Source organism: Streptomyces sp. NPDC014861 (genome assembly GCF_043081625.1).
GTDB lineage: Bacteria > Actinomycetota > Actinomycetes > Streptomycetales > Streptomycetaceae > Streptomyces.
Window position 1 is genome coordinate 71,686 of record NZ_JBIBWV010000021.1, and the last position, 16,414, is coordinate 88,099.

Annotated in this window: 14 protein-coding genes; 1 reads left to right on the plus strand and 13 read right to left on the minus strand. The window is 72.4% G+C overall.

The features are described from left to right. Positions 1-282 precede the first annotated feature (282 nt). The 9 genes from ACF1BN_RS29780 to ACF1BN_RS29820 all read right to left on the minus strand — a co-directional run bounded on the left by ACF1BN_RS29780 (position 283) and on the right by ACF1BN_RS29820 (position 10,942). Positions 283-2,826 (minus strand): ATP-binding protein, encoded by a 2,544-nt coding sequence (locus tag ACF1BN_RS29780; protein ID WP_392334695.1) that lies wholly within the window; start codon positions 2,824-2,826, stop codon positions 283-285. A gap of 144 nt (positions 2,827-2,970) precedes the next feature. Next, positions 2,971-3,615, minus strand: coding sequence for a potassium-transporting ATPase subunit C (locus ACF1BN_RS29785; protein WP_392334696.1), 645 nt, complete (start codon positions 3,613-3,615; stop codon positions 2,971-2,973). Between the two features lie 6 nt (positions 3,616-3,621). After that, positions 3,622-5,757 carry a potassium-transporting ATPase subunit KdpB gene (gene kdpB, locus ACF1BN_RS29790; protein WP_392334697.1) on the minus strand — a complete coding sequence of 712 codons (2,136 nt, stop codon included), beginning with the start codon at positions 5,755-5,757 and terminating at the stop codon, positions 3,622-3,624. Continuing rightward, positions 5,754-7,418 carry a potassium-transporting ATPase subunit KdpA gene (gene kdpA, locus ACF1BN_RS29795; protein ID WP_392334698.1) on the minus strand — a complete coding sequence of 555 codons (1,665 nt, stop codon included), beginning with the start codon at positions 7,416-7,418 and terminating at the stop codon, positions 5,754-5,756. The genes kdpB and kdpA overlap by 4 nt, the downstream gene beginning before the upstream one ends. Positions 7,419-7,426: 8 nt before the next feature. Next, positions 7,427-7,516 (minus strand): K(+)-transporting ATPase subunit F, encoded by a 90-nt coding sequence (gene kdpF, locus ACF1BN_RS29800; protein WP_033204243.1) that lies wholly within the window; start codon positions 7,514-7,516, stop codon positions 7,427-7,429. Between the two features lie 267 nt (positions 7,517-7,783). Beyond that, positions 7,784-9,622: an APC family permease gene (locus tag ACF1BN_RS29805; protein WP_392334699.1), complete on the minus strand. Its 1,839-nt coding sequence runs from the start codon at positions 9,620-9,622 to the stop codon at positions 7,784-7,786. A 194-nt stretch (positions 9,623-9,816) separates the two neighbouring features. Beyond that, positions 9,817-10,152 (minus strand): YnfA family protein, encoded by a 336-nt coding sequence (locus ACF1BN_RS29810; protein ID WP_392334747.1) that lies wholly within the window; start codon positions 10,150-10,152, stop codon positions 9,817-9,819. A gap of 155 nt (positions 10,153-10,307) precedes the next feature. Further along, entirely contained in the window at positions 10,308-10,499 is a 192-nt protein-coding gene (locus ACF1BN_RS29815) for a hypothetical protein (RefSeq protein WP_392334700.1), read from the minus strand. Then, positions 10,496-10,942, minus strand: a complete 447-nt coding sequence (locus ACF1BN_RS29820; RefSeq protein ID WP_392334701.1) for an anthrone oxygenase family protein — start codon at positions 10,940-10,942, stop codon at positions 10,496-10,498. The genes ACF1BN_RS29815 and ACF1BN_RS29820 overlap by 4 nt, the downstream gene beginning before the upstream one ends. Before the next feature lie 108 nt (positions 10,943-11,050). Between ACF1BN_RS29820 and ACF1BN_RS29825 the strand changes: the two genes are divergently transcribed. After that, positions 11,051-11,647, plus strand: coding sequence for a TetR/AcrR family transcriptional regulator (locus ACF1BN_RS29825; RefSeq protein ID WP_392334702.1), 597 nt, complete (start codon positions 11,051-11,053; stop codon positions 11,645-11,647). 610 nt (positions 11,648-12,257) lie between these two features. Here the strand turns inward: ACF1BN_RS29825 and ACF1BN_RS29830 are convergent. The 4 genes from ACF1BN_RS29830 to ACF1BN_RS29845 all read right to left on the minus strand — a co-directional run bounded on the left by ACF1BN_RS29830 (position 12,258) and on the right by ACF1BN_RS29845 (position 16,398). Beyond that, positions 12,258-14,228: an ABC transporter permease gene (locus ACF1BN_RS29830; protein WP_392334703.1), complete on the minus strand. Its 1,971-nt coding sequence runs from the start codon at positions 14,226-14,228 to the stop codon at positions 12,258-12,260. A gap of 217 nt (positions 14,229-14,445) precedes the next feature. Beyond that, entirely contained in the window at positions 14,446-15,273 is an 828-nt protein-coding gene (gene modA, locus ACF1BN_RS29835) for a molybdate ABC transporter substrate-binding protein (RefSeq protein ID WP_392334704.1), read from the minus strand. A 95-nt stretch (positions 15,274-15,368) separates the two neighbouring features. Beyond that, entirely contained in the window at positions 15,369-15,758 is a 390-nt protein-coding gene (locus tag ACF1BN_RS29840; protein ID WP_376595448.1) for a molybdopterin-binding protein, read from the minus strand. A 109-nt stretch (positions 15,759-15,867) separates the two neighbouring features. Beyond that, complete coding sequence (locus tag ACF1BN_RS29845; protein ID WP_392334705.1) at positions 15,868-16,398, minus strand: molybdopterin-dependent oxidoreductase; 531 nt, start codon at positions 16,396-16,398, stop codon at positions 15,868-15,870. Positions 16,399-16,414 lie beyond the last annotated feature (16 nt).

The following is a 16,414-nucleotide window of genomic DNA, read 5'->3' on the forward strand; positions in this document are numbered from 1 at the left end:
TCCGGCCGGCGGCTGTACGGGACACGGCGCCGCGGGGCGCCGAGGGATCCTAGCGCTCGCGCCGGCCGGCGTACGCGTGAGGGCGGGCCTCGGCGGGCGTACGCGAAGGGGCGGGCGGCCCGGGACGGCGTACGCACAGGGCGCCCGCCGGCCGGCGTGCGCGTGAGGGCGGGCCTCGGACGGCGCAGGCCTGGAGGCGACCACCGGCCCGCGCAGGCCTGAAGGTGAGCACCGGCCGGTGTACGTCCTTGGGCGGCGGCCCCCGGTCTGCCGGTCCGGTGTCTACGTGGTCGCCCCGGCCGCCACGTCCGGGACGGACCGGGGCGCTCCGTCCGTCATGCGCAGGGTGACCGTCATGGTGAGGCCGCCGCCCGGGGTGTCCTCCGCGGTGAGCGTGCCGCCCATCGCCTCCACGAAGCCGCGTGCCACGGCGAGTCCGAGGCCGACGCCCTCGCCGCGCGGGGCGTCGCCGTACCGCTGGAAGGCGCCGAAGATGCGGTCCTTGGCCTCGTCGGGGACGCCGGGGCCCCGGTCGACCACGCGGAGTTCGACGCGGTCGGCGAGGGCGCTGGCCGAGACGAGGACGGCCTCTCCCGGCGGGCTGTACTTGACGGCGTTCTCGACGATGTTGGCGACGGCCCGCTCCAGCAGTCCGCGGTCGACCGCGACCATCGGCAGCGTCTCGGGGATGTCCAGGCCTACGCTGCCCTCGGCGACGCCGAGCAGCGCCATGGGGACGACCTCGTCGAGGTCGGTCTCCCGGATGACGGCGGTCACTGTGCCCGTCTCCAGGCGGGACATGTCGAGGAGGTTGCCGACGAGGTGGTCGAGGCGGTCGGCGCCGGCCTCGATGCCTTCGAGGAGTTCGGCCCGGTCCTCCTCGGACCACTCGACGTCGTCGGAGCGCAGCGAGGTGACCGAGGCCTTGATGCCGGCGAGCGGGGTCCGCAGGTCGTGGCTGACGGCCGCGAGCAGCGAGGTGCGGATCTTGTTGCCCTCGGCCAGCTTGCGGGCCTCCTCGGCCTCGCCGACCAGCCGCTGCCGGTCCAGGACCACGGCCGCCTGCGCCGCGAACGCGCCCAGCACCCGCCGGTCCTCCGCCGGCAGCACCCGGCCGCTGAGCGCGAGCGCCAGATGGTCGCCGACCGGCATGTCGACGTCCGCGTCCTCCGGGCGCGCGCACGGGCGGTGGCCGACGACGGCGACGCAGGACCACGGTTCCGTCTCGTCGGCCCGCTCCAGGAGGGTGACCGACTCCATGGAGAAGGTCTCGCGGACCCGTTCGAGGAGCGCTTCGAGGCTCGTCTCGCCGCGCAGCACACCACCGGCCAGGAAGGACAGGGTCTCCGCCTCGGCGCGCAGCCGGGCCGCCTGGTGGGTGCGGCGGGCCGCCAGGTCGACAACCGACGCCACGGCGATCGCCACACCGACGAAGACCAGCAGGGCGACGATGTTGTGCGGGTCGGCGATGGTGAGCCGGTGGACCGGCGAGGTGAAGAACCAGTTCAGGAGCAGGGAGCCGAGGGCGGCGGAGGCGAGGGCCGGTCTGAGGCCGCCCAGGAGCGCCGCGGCGACGGTCAGTGTGAGGTGGAGCAGGACGTCGTTGGCGAGGCCCACGTCGGGGGCCGCGGTGCTGAGCAACAGGGTGAGGAGGCCGGGACCGGCGAGGCCGACGAGCCAGCCCCAGAGCGTCCGCGAACGTCCGAGGCCGGCAGGCCCGGTGACGGGCAGTCGGCTGCCCTTGGCGACCTGGTCGTGGGTGACGATGTGGACGTCGAGGTCGGGTCCGGACTCGCGGGCGACCGTGGCGCTGACGCCGGGGCCGAGGACGTACTGCCAGGAGCGGCGGCGGCTCACGCCGAGCACGATCTGGGTGGCGTTCACGCCCCGCGCGAACGCCAGGAGTCCGGCGGGGACGTCGTCGCCGACGACGTGGTGGAAGGTGCCGCCCAGGTCCTCGACGAGGGTCCGCTGGACCGCCAGTTCCTCGGGCGAGACGGCGGTGAGGCCGTCGCTGCGGGCCATGTGGACGGCGAGGACCTCGCCGCCCGCGCCCTTCTCGGCGAGCCGGACCGCGCGGCGTATCAGCGCCCGGCCCTCCGGCCCGCCGGTGAGGCCCACGACGATCCGCTCCCGCGAGCCCCAGATCTTCGAGACGCGGTGCTCGGTCCGGTACTCCTGGAGGTACTCGTCGACCCGGTCGGCGGTCCACAGGAGGGCCAGTTCGCGCAGGGCGGTGAGGTTGCCGGGGCGGAAGTAGTTGGAGAGCGCCGCGTCGACCTTGTCGGGCTTGTAGATGTTGCCGTGCGCCATACGGCGGCGCAGGGCCTGCGGCGACATGTCGACCAGCTCGATCTGGCCGGCCCTGCGGACGACCTCGTCCGGGACCGTCTCGCGCTGCCGGATCCCGGTGATCGCCTCGACGACGTCGCCGAGCGATTCGAGGTGCTGGATGTTGACGGTCGACACGACGTCGATGCCGGCCGCGAGGAGTTCCTCGACGTCCTGCCAGCGCTTGGGGTTTCGGGAGCCGGGGACGTTGGTGTGCGGCAGTTCGTCGACGAGGGCGACGGCGGGCCGCCGGGCGAGGACGGCGTCCACGTCCATCTCCGTGAACGAGGTCCCCCGGTACTCGATCGTCCGGCGCGGGATCGTTTCGAGGCCGTGCAGCATGACCTCGGTCCTGGGCCGGTCGTGGTGCTCGACGAACGCGACGACGCAGTCCGTGCCGCGCTCGACGCGGCGGTGCCCCTCCGAGAGCATGGAGTACGTCTTGCCGACTCCCGGCGCGGCTCCCAGGTAGATGCGCAGCTTCCCGCGTCCCATGTACGGCGTCTCCTACGGTTCGAAGCGGTGGCCCCGGCCGGGTTCGGTGATCGGATGACGGGGATGCGGTGCGTCGCGCCGGGGAGCCGGCGGACGTCGGGTTCACCCGTATCCGCCGGCTCCCCCGCCGTCTGGTCAAGGCCGTCAGCCCTTGGTCAATTCCCTGAGCGCGATGTTGAGTTCGAGGACGTTGACCCGGGGCTCCCCGATGAATCCGAGGATGCGCCCGTCGGTGTGATCGGCGACGAGCCGGTCGACCTGCGCGACGGTGAGCCTGTTCTTCTCGGCGACGCGGTGGACCTGGAGCTTCGCGTACGCGGGGGAGATGTGCGGGTCGAGGCCGGAGCCGGAGGAGGTCACCGCGTCGGCGGGGACGTCGGACGGCTCGACCGTGTACCCGGCCACCGAGTTGTCCTCGACGACGGCGGCCTTGGCGTCGGTGACCCACTGGACGAGGTCCTCGTTGTCGCCGGAACGGTTCGTCGCGCCGGAGAGGATCAGCTCGTACTGGGTGTTGACGCTGTTGGTGCCCAGGCCGTTGGACGGGCGGGGCTGGAACCAGCGCAGGTCGGGGGCTTCCCCGTCGAGGTACGTCTGGCCGATGAGTGCGGAGCCGACGACCTTGCCGTCCACCTCGATCTCGGAACCGTCGGCCTTGCCGGGGAAGGCGACCTGAGCGATGCCGGTGACGGCGAGCGGGTAGAGCACGCCGGTGATGACGGTGAGGACGAGCAGGGCTCGCAGGCCCGCCCACAGGACGCGGCCGGTGTTCGCTGCTGAGTTGTTCATCGTGGGTCAGCCGATTCCGGGGATGAGGGAGAGGAGCATGTCGATGAGCTTGATGCCGATGAACGGGGCGATCAGGCCGCCGAGTCCGTAGAGGCCGAGGTTGCGCCGGAGCATGGAGTCGGCGCTGGAGGGCCGGTAGCGCACGCCCTTGAGGGCGAGCGGGACGAGGGCGACGATGATCAGCGCGTTGAAGACGACGGCGGAGAGGATCGCGGACTCCGGCGAGGCCAGGCCCATGATGTTGAGCCTGTCGAGGCTCGGGTGGGCGACGGCGAACATCGCGGGGATGATCGCGAAGTACTTGGCGACGTCGTTGGCGATCGAGAAGGTCGTCAAGGCGCCCCGGGTGATGAGGAGTTGCTTGCCGATCTCGACGATCTCGATGAGCTTGGTCGGGTCGGAGTCGAGGTCGACCATGTTGCCGGCCTCCTTCGCGGCCGACGTACCGGTGTTCATCGCCACGCCCACGTCGGCCTGTGCGAGCGCGGGAGCGTCGTTGGTGCCGTCACCGGTCATCGCAACCAGCTTGCCGCCGGCCTGCTCCCGCTTGATGAGCGCCATCTTGTCCTCGGGCGTGGCCTCGGCGAGGAAGTCGTCGACCCCCGCCTCCTCGGCGATCGCCTTGGCGGTCAGCGGGTTGTCACCCGTGATCATGATGGTCTTGATGCCCATCCGGCGGAGCTCGTCGAACCGCTCCCGCATGCCCTCCTTGACGACGTCCTTCAGGTGGATCACGCCGAGGACCCGGGCGCCCTTGTCGTCCTTGACGGCGACCAGCAGCGGGGTGCCGCCGGCCTCGGAGATGCGGTCGGCCAGGGTGTCGGCGTCCTCCGCGACCCGGCCGCCCTGCTCGCGGACCCATGCGACGACCGAGCCGGCCGCGCCCTTGCGGGTGGACCTGCCGTCGACGTCGACACCCGACATACGGGTCTGGGCGGTGAACTCGATCCAGGTGGCGTGCGCGAGTTCGCCCTGGTGGCGCGCCCGCAGGCCGTACTTCTCCTTGGCGAGGACCACGATCGAGCGCCCCTCGGGGGTCTCGTCGGCGAGCGAGGAGAGCTGGGCGGCGTCCGCCAGCTCCGCCGCCGTCGTACCGGAGACCGGGACGAACTCCGAGGCCTGCCGGTTGCCCAGCGTGATCGTGCCGGTCTTGTCGAGCAGCAGGGTCGACACGTCGCCGGCGGCCTCGACCGCGCGGCCCGACATCGCCAGCACGTTGCGCTGGACCAGCCGGTCCATGCCGGCGATGCCGATCGCGGAGAGCAGCGCGCCGATCGTCGTCGGGATCAGGCAGACGAGGAGCGCCGTCAGGACGATGAGGGAGGTCTGCTCGTCCGCGCCCGCGTAGACCGCGAACGGCTTGAGCGTGACGACCGCGAGGAGGAAGACGACGGTGAGGGACGCGAGGAGGATGTTGAGGGCGACCTCGTTCGGCGTCTTCTGCCGGGCGGCGCCCTCGACCAGGTTGATCATCCGGTCGATGAAGGTCTCGCCCGGCTTCGTCGTGATCTTGATGACGATGCGGTCGGAGAGGACCTTCGTGCCGCCGGTGACCGCGCAGCGGTCGCCGCCGGACTCCCGGATCACGGGGGCGGACTCGCCGGTGATCGCGGACTCGTCGACGCTCGCCACGCCCTCGACGACGTCACCGTCGCCGGGGATGGTGTCGCCGCCCTCGCAGACCACCAGATCACCGACGCGCAGCTCGGTGCCCGGCACCCGCTCCTCGTTCCCGCCGATGATCCGCCGGGCGACGGTGTCGGTCTTGGCCTTGCGCAGGGTGTCCGCCTGGGCCTTGCCCCGGCCCTCCGCGACCGCCTCGGCGAGGTTGGCGAAGATCGTGGTCAGCCACAGCCAGACGGTGATCGCCCAGCCGAACCAGTCCCCCAGGTTCTTCACCGCGAGGGCGGTGGTGACGACGGAGCCGACCAGCACGACGAACATCACCGGCGACTTGATCATCACCCGCGGGTCGAGCTTCCTGATCGCGTCCGGGAAGGACCTGACCAGCTGCTGCGGGTCGAAGAGTCCCCCGCCGATCCGCCCCGGGGCCTGCCGGTCCCCGGACGGATCACGGTGGGGCGCCTCGGCCATCGTGGTGGTGGACATCGTGTCCTCGTGCTTCTCTACGTCGATGGTCATGCCGCGAGCCCTTCGGCGAGCGGTCCCAGGGCGAGGGCCGGGAAGTAGGTGAGACCGGTGATGATCATGATCGTGCCGGCCAGGAGCCCGGTGAAGAGCGGCTTCTCGGTACGCAGGGTGCCCGCGGTCTCCGGGACCGGCCGCTGCTCCGCGAGGGAGCCGGCCAGCGCGAGGACGAACACCATGGGCAGGAACCGGCCCAGCAGCATCGCGATGCCGATGGTCGAGTTGAACCACTGCGTGTCGGCGTTCAGGCCCGCGAAGGCGGAGCCGTTGTTGTTGGCTCCCGAGGTGAAGGCGTACAGGATCTCGGAGAAGCCGTGCGCGCCCGAGTTCGTCATCGAGTTCGCCGGGGTGTCCAGGACGAACGACGCCGCCGTGAAGCCGAGGACGAGCGCGGGGGTGACCAGGATGTAGCAGGCGGCGAACTTGATCTCGCGGGTGCCGATCTTCTTGCCCAGGTACTCGGGCGTACGGCCGACCATCAGGCCCGCGATGAACACGGCGATGATCGCCATGATCAGCATGCCGTAGAGACCGGATCCGACACCGCCGGGCGCGATCTCGCCGAGCTGCATGCCCAGCAGGTTGATGCCGCCGCCGAAACCGGTGTTCGACGAGTGGAAGGAGTTGACCGCGCCGGTCGAGGTCAGCGTGGTGGCGACCGAGAAGATCGCCGACGCGCTGATGCCGAACCGGGTCTCCTTGCCCTCCATCGCCCCGCCGGCCAGCTCGAAGGCCGGACCCTTGCCGGCGAACTCGGTCCACAGCATCAGCGCCGTGAATCCGACCCAGATGACGGCCATCGTGCCGAGGATCGCGTATCCCTGCTTCAGGGAGCCCACCATGCGGCCGAAGGTCCGCGTCAGCGCGAAGGGGATGACGAGGATCAGATAGATCTCGAAGAGGTTCGACAGCCCGTTCGGGTTCTCGAAGGGGTGGGCCGAATTGGCGTTGAAGTAGCCGCCGCCGTTCGTGCCCAGTTCCTTGATGACCTCCTGCGAGGCCACCGCGCCGCCGTTCCACTGCTGCGATCCGCCGGTGAACTGACCCACCTCGTGGATCCCGGAGAAATTCTGGATCGCGCCGCACGCGACGAGGACGAGCGCGCCGATCACGGCGATGGGCAGCAGGATCCGGACGACGCCCCGGACCAGGTCGGCCCAGAAGTTGCCCAGTTCACCCGAGCGCGACCGGGCGAACCCGCGCACCAGGGCCACGGCCACGGCCATGCCCACCGCGGCGGACACGAAGTTCTGCACGGCGAGTCCGCCGGTCTGGACCACATGGCCCATGGCCTGCTCGCCGTAGTACGACTGCCAGTTCGTGTTGGCCACGAAGGAGGCGGCCGTGTTGAACGCCTGGTCCGGGTCGATCGAGACGAACCCGAGCGAACCGGGGAGCGACCCCTGCACCCGCTGGAGCAGGTACAGGAAGAGCACGCCCACCGCGGAGAAGGCGAGAACCCCTCGCAGATACGCCGGCCAGCGCATCTGCGTGTCCGGGTTCGCCCCGACCGCCTTGTAGACCCACTTCTCCGGCTTGTAGTGCTTCTCCGAGGAGTACACCCGCGCCATGTGGTCGCCCAGCGGCCGGTACGACAGGCCCAGGGCGACGATCAACGCCAGAAGCTGGAGCACTCCAGCAAGGACAGGACTCATCTCGGAGCTCAGAACCTCTCCGGCTTGACGAGGGCAAGAACGAGATAACCCAGCAGGGCGGCCGCCACGAGCAGACCGACGATGTTCTCGGCACTCACAGCTTCGCCACCCCCTTGGCGATGAACGCCACCAGCGCGAAGACCGCGATCGTGGTGACGACGAAGGCCAGATCGGCCATCGTGGACTCCCGGATTCAGGAAGAAGGAAGAACGGATTCTCGGACGAGATGAGCAAACCTGCTTTCGGCCAGGTCGCGGCTCTCGTTGACGCCCCTCTTACGCCTCGCGGCGCTCTCTTGACGCGTCCCCTACGCCTCCCCCGCGCCTCCCCTGGCGAAGGACGGCGCCCTCACGGGCCGCCGCCGGTCAGCAGCGGAGGCGCAGCCGGCAGACGACGGCGTCGGTGTCGCGGCGGACGGCGTGGGCGACGACCGCGCCCCGCTGGTTCTGGAGGAGCCGCTGCCACAGCCGTTCCGGCTCGGTCTCGGGGATGAGGACGGTGACCCGGGTGTCCGGTTCGCCCGTCCCCAGCTCGCGGACGTACGCGGTGAGGGGCCGGCCGAGGGAGCGCCGCTCGGAGGGCAGTCGTACGAGCGGGACGCCCGGGTTCCACAGCGCCCAGTCGCGCTCCAGGGCCTCGGTGGCCGCCAGGTCCTCGGCATCGGGATGGCAGACGGTGACGGCGCGGACCTCGTCGCCGAGGGAGACGGCCGCGGTCAGGGCCTCGCTGGTGAGCCGGGTCAGCGAGGAGACCGGCACCAGGACGAGGGAGCGCTCGCGGTGCGGCGGCTCCGGGATCCTGCCGACGCCGAGCCGCTCGCCGATGCGGGTGTACGCGCGGTGGACGGCCTCGAAGGCGAGGACGAGGGCGGGGAGGGCGATGACGATCAGCCAGGCACCGTCGTGGAACTTGGTGGCGGTGACGACGATCGCGGAGACGCCGGTGAGAACGGCGCCGAGGCCGTTGAGGACGGCCCTGGGGAGCCACCCGGGGCCGCGTTCGCGCCGCCAGTGCAGGACCATGCCGGTCTGCGCGAGGGTGAAGCCGACGAAGACGCCGATGGCGAAGAGCGGGACGAGGGTGTTGGTGTCGCCGCCGGAGAACAGCAGCAGGGCGGCGGAGACGGCGGCGAGCCAGACGACGCCGTGGCGGTGCACCTGCCGGTCGGCCTTGAGCCCGAAGACGTGCGGCACGTAGTTGTCCCTGGCCAGCAGTTCGAGCAGGACCGGCAGGCCGCCGAAGGAGGTGTTGGCGGAGAGCGCGAGCAGCACCATGGTGGCGAACTGGACGACGTAGAAAGCCCAGTTGTGGCCCAGGGAGGCGTCCGCCAGCTGGGCGAGGACGGTGACGCCCTCGACGGGCCGCAGCCCGAAACGGGAGATCAGGACCGACAGGCCGATCAGCATCACGCCGAGCAGACCGCCCAGGGCGACCTCGGCGCGCATGGCCCGGCGGGCGGCCGGCCTGCGGAACGAGGGCACCGCGTTGGCGATGGCCTCGACGCCGGTGAGGGCGGAGCAGCCGGAGGCGAACGCCTTCAGCAGGAGCAGCGCGCCGACCGTCGTCGCGTCGTCGGCGAGGACGGCGGCGTGGCCGGTGGACGCGGCGGTGGAGACGGGGGCGTCGCGGAAGAGACCGACGACGACGAGGGTGAGGATGGCCGCGACGAAGACGGCGGTCGGCGCGATGAACGCGCGGGCCGAGTCGACGATGCCCCGCAGGTTGACCGCGGTGACGAGGGCGAGGACCGCCAGGCAGACGGCCAGCCGGTCGCCGTACAGCTCGGGGAAGGCCGAGGTGAGCGCGGCGACGCCGGCGGTGACGGCGACGGCGACGTTGAGCACGTAGTCGAGGACGAGGGAGGCGGCGGCCACCAGGCTCGTGCGTCGCCCCAGGTGCTCCTTGGCGACGGCGTACGAGCCTCCGCCGTCCGGGAAGGCGGCGATGACCTGACGGTACGAGGCGACCAGCACGGCCAGCAGACCGACGATGGCCAGCGTGACCGGGAGCGTGAACCCGAGCCCGTACCCGCCGGCCGCGGCCAGGACCAGGACGATCGCCTCGGGACCGTACGCCACCGACGCCATGGCGTCGAGCGAGAGCGCGGCCAGTCCGGTGACGGCCGTCAGCTTGTGCCGCGCCCCGGGATCCGGGGGCTCCTCGACGGCGGGCGCGACACCGTTCTCGATGGTGGGAGCGGACATGCGGGGGTCTCCTTCGTGCTCGGGTCCGCCCAGGGTGTGACCGCCCCGACGAGCCCTCCGCCGTCCCTGTCGGGTTCTTGGCGTCCGGCACCCGTCTCTTCACACCTCCTTGACGCCGAGGTGTCGAGAACGGCGGTAGGCGTTCGCTCCGACGACGCCTCCGCCCACCCCACCGGCCGCGTACGGGCCTGCGGTCAGTGGCCCCGCGGGGCGTACATGATGACGGCCATGCCGGCGAGGCAGACCAGTGCCCCGATCACGTCGAAGCGATCGGGGCGGTAGCCGTCCGCGACCATGCCCCAGGCGATCGAGCCGGCGACGAAGACGCCGCCGTACGCGGCGAGGATGCGACCGAAGTCCTCGTCGCTCTGGAAGGTGGCGACCACCCCGTACAGGCCGAGGGCGATGACGCCGGCGCCGATCCAGACCCACCCCTTGTGCTCGCGCAGGCCCTGCCAGACGAGCCAGGCACCCCCGATCTCGAACAGGGCGGCGACGGCGAAGAGGGCGACGGAGCGGGCGACGAGCACGGTGGGGACTTCCTCGTTCGGGAGCGGGTGCCCTCGCACGGTAGTCCCTCGGCCCGGCGCGCCCCGCCACGGGAGCACGCCGGGCCGCTTCCCGGAGGGGTACGGGCCGCGGCGCGGATCCCGTACCCCGTCCCGGCCACCGGCGCCCCGGCCGCTCAGGCCGTGCCCTCCGTCAGCTCGCGGGCGTCGGCCCGCAGCCACGGGCGAAGACGGCGGCGGGCGTGGGCGAGGTCGTCCCGGTGGTCATGCCGGGGAGCCTCGTCCACCGGCCCGGGGCGAGGCCGCAGCGCCCGCTCCCGCCGCGCCCCCTGCCCGCGCTCCCGGTTCCGGTTCAGGTTCCGGTTCAAGCGAGGGCGGCGACCAGCAAGGTGAAGGCGGCGACGATGACGGCGACGCGGACGTAGTGGTAGCGGTCCCAGCGCCTCGTCTGCTCCTTCCAGTCCGCGGGCCGGTTCTCGGGGGTCCACGTCTTGCCGCGGTTGTTGATCGGGACGAGCAGCAGGATCGACATGATGACGCTGACGAGCAGCAACGCGCCCGCGGTGACGACGAGTCCGACGCCTTCGTGGCCCCGGCCGGCGACGGCCCAGACGGCGACGAGGACGAGCGAGCCGATGTACCAGACCGGCATGGCGGCACCGAGCATCCGGCCGCCGTGGCTCCGGGCCTGCTGGCCGCTGTCGTCGGGGAGGGCGGAGAAGATCGGGTTCATGACGAAGGCGACGGAGAGCTCCACTCCCACCATCAGGCCGACGATCACGGTGGTGGCGATCTCAAGTGCGTCGAGCATGGCTTGCCCCTCCTCGAATCGGATGACACCTGGAGCTAGTGGCGCTAGGTGATGGTTCAACGCTAGCGCTGCTATCGCTCGATTGTCTAGCGGTGCTAGAATCGAGTCATGTCGGTACAGGAACGCAAAGAGCGCGAACGGGCGGTCCGCGAGCGCCTCATCGTCGCGACGGCCCGCGAACTCGCCGAGCGGCAGGGCTGGGAGGCGGTCACCACCCGCCGGCTCGCCGAGCGCATCGAGTACAGCCAGCCCGTCCTCTACAGCCACTTCCGCGGCAAGCGCGAGATCATCGGCGCCGTCGCCCTGGAGGGCGCCGCCGAACTGGCCGCGTCCCTGCGGGCGGCGACCTCCGCCGCGGAAGGGACACGCGCCCGGGTGACCGCCCTGACCCGCGCCTACCTCGACTTCGCCGCACGCAACCCGGCGGTCTACGACGCCATGTTCCAGCTCGACGGCGGCCTGCCGTTCGCGCACGAGGACACTCCGCAGCCCCTGAAGGAGGGGTTCGCCGCCCTCCTGGAGACGCTGACCGACGTCGCCGGGGACGGCGTGGAACCGGGCCTGTTCACCGAGGTGTTCTGGGCGTCCCTGCACGGTCTGGCGACCCTGACCCGCGCCGGACGACTGCCCGCCGCGGACGCGGCACGGAGGGCGGAGCTGCTGGTGGCCCGGCTCGCGTCACCCGGACCTCCCGAGGAGGAGTAGGGCCCCCGGGTGGCGGGGCCGGCGGGCCAGGCACCGACGCTCGATCGGGCGTGGCGCGCCGGACGGTGCGACGGAGGCGAAGGACCCCTGCGCGCGGAACACCGCGAACGACGCGCAGGGCCCTTCCGGCCGACCGGCCGAGGGCGGCGAGAGCCACCTCCTCCGCCTCGGTGCCGGCACCAGCCAGTCAAGCAGCCTCCGACCGGCCGACGCGATGGGAGGTCGACACAGAGTCACGCCCTCCCCCGCCGCGTCGGTACGGTCGATCATCCAAGAGGCAGCCACCCCTCTTCCGGCCGTACCTGCCAGGCAGCCACCCGCCCGTGTATCGCGGATGCGGCGACGCGCCCTTCTCCTGATCCGGCTTCCTCCGATGCGTCTCCTGGTCCGGATCGGATCCGACGACGCCCCGTCACGGTCCACGTCCTGCACGCCCTCCGGCGTCTCGCCCACGGGGAGTGGCCCGACCGCGCCGGACCATGGCCGGGTCCGCCGGCGCCGGCGGCCGGCGCCACCTCAAGGGCCGGATCGACGGCACCGCCGGCCCCGGCCCGCGCGACGCTCCCTGCTGGACGCGGCAGGGTTCAGGGCCGGAGGCGGTGCCGGGGGCTCAGAGCGGGACGACGGTCGTCTCGGTCGCCTTGACGCTGGTCCAGACGGACACGCCGTCGGCGAGGCCGAGTTCGGCGGCGGCCTGCGGGGTGATCTCGGCGACGAGGTCGGGGGCCTCGGCGGAGGTGACGAGGACGCGCAGGCGGCTGCCGCTGGTGGTGATCTCGCGTACGGTGCCGGGCCAGACGTTGCGCGGGCTGCCCGCGGGCTTCTCGCGGTGCAGGGAGACCGCTTCGGGGGCGACGATCGCGAGGGCCGGGGTGCCGGGCGGCGGGGGTTCGGCCGCGACGAGGACACCGCCGCCGGAGAGGTCGAGTCCGTCGGCGGTGGCGGTGCCGGGCCAGGCGTTGCGCCCGAGCATCCGGGCCACCCAGGGCGAGCGCGGGTGACGGGTGACCTCGGCCGGTGTGGCGTCCTGGAGGGCGCGGCCGTCCTGGAGGACGAGGACGCGGTCCGCGAGCGACACCGCCTCCACCGGGTCGTGGGTGACGATGAGGCAGACGCCGCCGAAACCGGTGAGGTGGGCGCGCAGGGTGTGGCGCACGTGCGCCCGGGTGGTCTGGTCGAGGGCGGCGAGCGGTTCGTCGAGGACCAGCAGCCGGGGGCGGGCGGCGAGCGCGCGGGCGAGCGCCACGCGCTGGGCCTGGCCGCCGGAGAGCTGCGCCGGCTTCCGGTGCGCGAGCAGGCCGACGCCGAGCCGGTCCAGCCATTCCCGCGCCTCGCGGCGGGCCTCGGCGCGGGACACGCCCTGGGCGCGGAGCCCGTACGCGGTGTTGGCGAGGGCCGACAGGTGCGGGAAGAGGGCCCCGTCCTGCGGGACCCAGGCGACCCGGCGCCGGTGCGGGGGCAGCGCGGTGACGTCCGTGTCGCCGAGCCGGAGGCCGGCGTGGGCGCGGGGGGTGAGGCCGAGCAGGGCGCGCAGGAGGGTCGTCTTTCCCGCGCCGTTGGGGCCGACGACGGCGATGGTGGTGCCGGGGTCCGCGTCGAGGGTGAGGCGGGTGAAGCCGGTGACGTCGGCGTGCAGCGCCCAGCGTCCGGTGGACGGAGCGGGCAGATCGGTGCGGCCGGTCGCGGAGTCGGCGGGGACGGCGTCCGCGTCCGGCGCGGGACCGGCGGGGGCGGCGTCCGTGTCCGGCGCCGGCTCGTGGCGGCGGGGGCCGTCGGCGGGGGTGCCGGTCCATCGGCCGCGCAGGGCGATCAGCACCCCCATGGCGATGGCCAGGAGGAGGAGCGAGACCGACGTGGCGGCCTCGGGCTCCTCCTGGAGGAGGAGGTAGACCTGGAGCGGCAGGGTCTGGGTGGTGCCGGGGAGATTGCCGGCGAAGGTGATGGTCGCGCCGAACTCGCCGAGCGCCCGCGCCCAGGTGAGGGCCGCGCCGGCCAGGACGCCGGGGGCCACCATGGGCAGGGTGACGGTGAAGAAGACCCGGACCGGTGAGGCGCCGAGCGAGGCGGCCGTCTCCTCGTACCGGGGCCGCAGGCCGCCGAGCGCGCCCTCCAGGCTGATGACGAGGAAGGGCATGGCGACGAACGTCGCCGCCAGGACGGCGCCGGAGGTGTGGAACGGCAGGGTGATGCCGAAGGTGGATTCCAGCCAGGGGCCGAGGAGTCCGCGGCGGCCGAAGGCGAGGAGCAGGGCGACGCCGCCGACGGTGGGCGGCAGGACCATGGGCAGCAGGACGAGCGAGCGGACGAACGCCTTGCCGGGGAACGGCACCCGGGCGAGCAGCCAGGCCAGCGGCACGCCCAGCAGCAGCGACAGCCCGAGCGCCCAGAAGGAGACGAGGAGCGACAGCTTCAGCGCCTGGACGGTGCCGGGCGAGCGGAGGTGCGCGGCGAGCTCGCTCCACTCCGTGCGGACGAGGATGCCGATCAGCGGGAGGGCCAGGAAGGCCACCGCGGCGAGCGCGGGCAGCGCCAGGGCGAGGGGCGGGCGCGTACCCGAGGTTCGTACGCCTGCTCGTTTCATCGAAGGTCCTGGAGTGGTGAGGTGGTGGTGCGGAGGGGCTGTCCGGTCCCCCGACGCGGACAGCCCCCACGGTCCGGGTGATCCCCGGACGGTCACGGCTCCGGAAGCGGGCGTCCCGGAGGAGTACGACCTGTGGAACCAGCGTCCCTCCCGGAGGTCACGGGCCCGGGAGCCGCGTCACGAAGGTCACAGCTCCGGACGCCGCCGTCCCGGGCGGTCACGGCTTCTGGAAGCCGGCTTCCTGGAGGATCTTCTGGCCCGCGGGCGAGGACAGCCAGGCGACGAACGCGGCGGCGGCCTCGGCGTTCTTCGAGTCCTTGAGCGTGGCGGCCGGGTACTGGGCGATCGCGTTCTGGCCGTCGGGGATCTCGACGGCGTCGACCTTGTCGGCGGCGCTCGCCGCGTCGGTCCTGTAGACCAGGCCGGCGTCGGCCTCGCCCAGCTCGACCTTGCTGAGCACGGCGCGGACGCTGGGCTCCTGGGAGACCGGCTTCACCGCGACGCCCTGCTTGTCGAGGACCTGCTTGCTGTACTTGCCCGCGGGCACCTCGGGCGCGGCGAGGACGACCTTCAGCTTGGTGTCGGCCAGGTCCTTGAGGTCGTCGACCTTGAAGGGGTTGCCCTCGCCGGTGGCGATGACGAGCCGGTTCTTCGCGATGATCGCGGGGCTGCCCGTGTCGGCCTTCACCTTGTCCATGCTCTTGGTGTCGGCGGTGACCAGGACGTCGGCGGGCGAGCCCTGCGAGACCTGGGCGACGAGCTCCTGCGAGCCGGCGAACGAGAAGGTGATCTTCGTGCCCGGGTGGGCCTTCTCGTACGCGGCGCCGGCCGTCTTGAAGACGTCGGTGAGCGAGGCCGCCGCGAGGACCGTCAGGTTCGCCGGGGGCACGGCGGAGCCGGACGCGGAGGCGGACGCGGTGGAGTTGCCCGTGTCCTTCTTCGTGTCGTCGCTCCCGGTGTCGCCGGAACAGGCCGCGAGCGGGACGAGCAGGGCGGCGGTGAGCACGGCGGCGGCGGTACGGCGTCTGGTGAGGGTGAGGGACATGAGGCTCGGAACTCCTTGAAGGGGAACGGAAGACGGGGGAACAGGCCGGCCGCGCCGACGGCCGAGGTGTGCGGTGCGTACTGCGTGAGGGGTGGTCAGGTGCGGTCGATGTGCACGCTGGTCGACTTCACGCGGGCGGTGGCCTGCATGCCGACTTCCAGTCCCAGCTCCTCCACGGCCTCCCGGGTGAGGAGGGAGACCAGGCGGTGCGGACCGGCCTGGATGGTGACCTGGGCCGCGATGTCGCCGAGCTTGATCGCCGTGACGATCCCCGGGAACGCGTTGCGCGCCGAGGTGTACGAGGCGTCCTCGTCGTCCGCCTGCGCGAGCTCGACGGAGAACGCCGCGAGCGACTTGCCGTCGATGACGCGGCGGCCGCTCTCGTCGCGGTGGGTCGCGACCCGTCCCGCGTCCGCCCAGCGCCGCGCCGTGTCGGGGCTGACGCCCAGGAGTCGCGCGGCCTGCCCGATGGTGTAGGACTGCATATGCGACACCGTAGGCCTCATTCGAACTCATCTGCAACAACATCGTGGGACCCTCCATCGCGAATGAGAGAGGCGCTGTAGGAAGCCACCAGGGGATGGCCCGGTGGTCTCACGCCTCGGACCGATCGGCTCCGGTGAGCGGGTGGGCACCGATCCAGATGCCGGTCACGGCGCTGACGTACCGGGCGCCGCAGCGGTCGGACGGGACGACGAGCTGGGTGCCGGCCGCGTCGAGGTCCCGGTCGTCCATGCGGGTCGCCAGCAGTACGGGCGCGTCGCCGAAGTCGGCGTCGATCTCCGCCCACGACAGGACCGTGTGGTGCCCGTCGCCGCCGCGCACGGCGAGCAGGAAGCGGGAGCGCTCCTTGCGCCGGGCGGGGTCGAAGCGGGGCCGGGCCACGGTGACGACGTCCCGCAGCAGGGGCCCGGCGAAGACATGGTGCTGCGGTCCCGCGGTCGCGCAGTCGAAGACGACCTCGGCCCGGTGCTGGTCCCACCCCTGCCGCAGTTCGGCGACGGTGAGCGTGACGGGCCGGGCCACGTCTCCCCACAGGGCGAGGGACGCGGGCGGCACGGCTGCTGCGGGCTCGGCGGTGGACAGGGGGTGGGGCGGGCGGGGTGCGGTCCTCGGTCGGCTCATCGTCGGTCCCCTCACG